Source organism: Streptomyces sp. NPDC051020 (assembly GCF_040683105.1).
Lineage (GTDB): Bacteria > Actinomycetota > Actinomycetes > Streptomycetales > Streptomycetaceae > Streptomyces.
Window position 1 is genome coordinate 1 of the sequence record NZ_JBFBCG010000195.1, and the last position, 3,135, is coordinate 3,135.

General features: G+C 67.3%; 3 protein-coding genes and 1 pseudogene. 1 reads left to right on the forward strand and 3 read right to left on the reverse strand.

The window, feature by feature from the left end:
- The first annotated feature begins 255 nt into the window (after window positions 1-255).
- Complete coding sequence (locus AB0N06_RS38440) at window positions 256-1,524, forward strand: IS256 family transposase (protein WP_366139316.1); 1,269 nt, start codon at window positions 256-258, stop codon at window positions 1,522-1,524.
- A gap of 5 nt (window positions 1,525-1,529) precedes the next feature.
- On the opposite strand, the gene AB0N06_RS38445 is transcribed toward AB0N06_RS38440, so the two are convergent.
- From AB0N06_RS38445 to AB0N06_RS38455, 3 genes and pseudogenes are all read right to left on the reverse strand, one after another.
- Window positions 1,530-1,802 carry a hypothetical protein gene (locus AB0N06_RS38445; protein ID WP_366139314.1) on the reverse strand — a complete coding sequence of 91 codons (273 nt, stop codon included), beginning with the start codon at window positions 1,800-1,802 and terminating at the stop codon, window positions 1,530-1,532.
- A complete protein-coding gene (locus AB0N06_RS38450; protein WP_366139315.1) occupies window positions 1,799-2,647 on the reverse strand; it encodes an IS5 family transposase in 849 nt (282 codons plus the stop codon). Before AB0N06_RS38450 ends, AB0N06_RS38445 begins: the two co-directional genes overlap by 4 nt.
- 255 nt (window positions 2,648-2,902) lie before the next feature.
- Window positions 2,903-3,135 (reverse strand): annotated as a pseudogene (locus AB0N06_RS38455) (hypothetical protein); the annotation flags it as partial.

The window sequence follows — 3,135 nt, forward strand, 5'->3', positions numbered from 1 at the left end:
TCGACCCGTTCACCGCCCGCACCATACGCGACACCCCCGCCGACCTGATCAGCATCAAGATCGGTATCAACATCGTCAACACCGACCTGATGCGGGGGTAGTCCGGGTGCTCGGGGGGAGTGTCATGAATCAGGTGTGGGCCCTCCACGAAGGAGTCACCTGATGAGTACAAGTACTGGTCACCTGATCGAGTCTGCTGGGGGCGTGTCGCTTGCCGAGGCTGGTGAGAGCGCCCAGGGTGCCGACGTGAAGTCGATGCCGGTATCCGTGAACGGTCTGTCCGCTGAGTTGCTGGAGGAGCTGGCCGCGCTCGCGGTGGAGCGGACCGCCGAGGGCGGGCTGCGGCTGATGGGCGAGGGCGGGATCCTGCCCGAGCTGGCCCAGCACCTGATGCAGGCCGCGCTGGAGGCCGAGATGGACCAGCATCTGGCCGCCGAGGCCGGACAGGTCGGCGGGCGTGGGTCACGCTCGGGCGGCAACACTCGCAACGGCTACCGGGCCAAGAAGGTCATAACGGAAGTCGGCCCGGTCACCGTGCAAGTCCCCAGGGACCGGCTGGGCACCTTCAGCCCGAGGCTGCTGCCGAAGTACGCACGGCGGACCGGCGCGCTGGACGAGATGGTCCTCTCGCTGACCGCGAAGGGCCTCACGTCTGGGGAGATCGTTGCGCATCTCGCCGAGGTGTACGGGATGACGACGACGAAGGAGACCGTCTCCACCATCACCGACAAGGCCCTGGAATCGATGGCGGAATGGCGCACGCGTCCCCTCGATCCGGTCTACCCGGTCGTCTTCATCGATGCCATCCACGTCAAGATCCGCGACGGGCACGTCGCCAACCGCCCGATCTACGTGGCCATCGCGGTCACCGCCGACGGCTACCGCGAGATCCTCGGATTGTGGGCCGGCGACGGCGGCGAGGGCTCCAAGTACTGGACCACCGTCCTGACCGAGATCAAGAACAGAGGCGTCCGCGACGTGCTGATGCTGGTCTGCGACGGCCTGTCCGCCCTGCCCGACGCGGTCAACACCGTCTGGCCGCAGACCGTGGTGCAGACCTGTGTGGTCCACCTCATCCGCAACAGTCTGCGCTATGCATCGCGCCGCGACTGGGCCGATGTCGCCCGCGACCTCAAGCCCATCTACACCGCCGTCAACGAGGAACAAGCCCGCACCCGGCTGGAGGAGTTCGCCGAGAAGTGGGCCAAGCGGTATCCCTCGATCTCCCAGTCGTGGGAGCGGGCCTGGAGCGAGTTCGTGCCCTTCCTCGGCCTCCCCGACGCAATCCGTCAGGTCGTCTACACCACGAACGCGATCGAGTCGTTGAACGCACGCTACCGGCGCGCGGCCCAGGCCTGCGGACACTTCCCCAACGAGACCGCCGCCCTCAAGCGCCTCTACCTGGCCACCCTCGCCCTGGACCCCACCGGCCGCGGCCGTCAGCGCTGGAACAACCGCTGGAAGACCGCCCTGAACGAGTTCGACGTCCTCTTCGACGGCCGCCTTACCGCCACACGAGCGTAGGCCGATCAGCCCACCGAAGAACCCGTAGGCCAAACAGACGAACTACACCTGATTCCTGATAGACCCTGCTCGGGCAGGTCGGGCGAGGAGGTCTGGGCGGGGAGCCGGTCGGCAAGGCCGGTGACGGTCTTCCGGGTGATCGCCAGGTGTTCGAGGTGGGTCTCGGCCTCCCGCAGTCGGCCCTGCAGTTCGTCGATCTGGGTGCGGAGGTCCTCGGCCAGGGCCCGGGCGGCGTCCTCCTGCAGGTCGAGCGCGTTGAGCAGGGGCTGGATGTTCACGCCATCACCGCTTCCGCATCGCGCCAGGTGGGGGTGTTCGCGCCGGTCAGGCGGCGGACCATGACGTGGGTCATCGCCCAGTAGACGCGCGAGGCGGAGGAGGACAGGCGGTGCTCATAGTCGCGGACCAGGCGCCGGTGCAGTATCAAGATGCCGTAGGTCTGCTCGACCCTCCATCGCTTCGGCTGTGGGACGAAACCCGTCTCCTGTGGGTTTCGTTCGACGATCTCGACGTCGATGCCCAGGCTGCTGCCGTGCGCGACGACCCGGTTCTTGAAGCCCTGGTCGACCAGGGCCTTCTCGACGGTTTCTCCGGTGTGCTCGGCGACCTGGTTCAGCAGGGCGATGCCCGCGGCATTGTCGTGCGCGCTTGCGGCGAGGATAGTGACGGCGATGACCAGACCGAGCACATCGACGGCCAGGCCCCGCTTGCGGCCTGGGACCTTCTTCGCCGGATCCCGGCCGGTCGTGCCGGCGGGAACCCCGGCGGCCACGTGGACACTCTGCGTGTCCAGGACCACCAGGGTCGGGTCCTCTAATCGGCGGGTCTTCTCCCGGACCTGGCAGCGCAGGAGTTCATGGATGACCTGGTCGGTTCCGTCGTCCCGCCAGATGGCGAAGTAGTAGTACGTCGCACTCTTCGGCGGCAGGTCGTGCGGGAGGTAGGCCCACTGGCAGCCGGTCCTGCCTTGGTACAGGATCGCGTTCACGATCTCCCGCATCGTGTAGGCGCCCTGGTGACCGCTGACCGAGCGGTGCCGGGCCTTCCACGCGGTGATCACCGGCTCGATCAGTGACCACTGCTCATCCGATAAGTCACTCGGGTACGGCGTGCGTTCACTCACCCCGCTACCCCGGCAAACCAGCGGCCCCGGGCCGGCAGCTTCCGCCCGCACTCACACCATCAGGCGACGACAGAAACACTCATAGGCTCACGAACCGCCCTCTAAGATGGCAAAGCCGATGCACAGAGCACCAGGTACCCGCCGCGCACCCGTACCACCGCCCCGAACAGGCAACCGCTCACAGGCGCCCCCACGCCGGAAGCCCCGGCCCGATTCCGACGGGCCGGGGTTTCCTTTATGACGCAAGCGGCTGTGTTACCACTCGTCCCCGCCCTGGTCGCCCCGGTCGTCCCGGTCGTCCCGGTCGAAGTGGTCGCGGACCACCCGGAAGCTGCCCACGACACCGTTGCGAACCTTCACGCCGCCGCGGATGTGGCGACGGGTGAAGACATTGTTGCTGGTGCTCCAGGGACCGACCGTCGCGACCGGGGAACCGTTGTCGCAGGTCGCTCCCTGGAAGAACTCAACGGTCCGACGGCTGTCGTTAC

Coding starts and splice junctions, on each gene's coding strand:
- AB0N06_RS38440 (WP_366139316.1), top strand. CDS start 256: ATGCCGGTATCCGTGAACGGTCTGTCCGCTGAGTTGCTGGAGGAGCTG.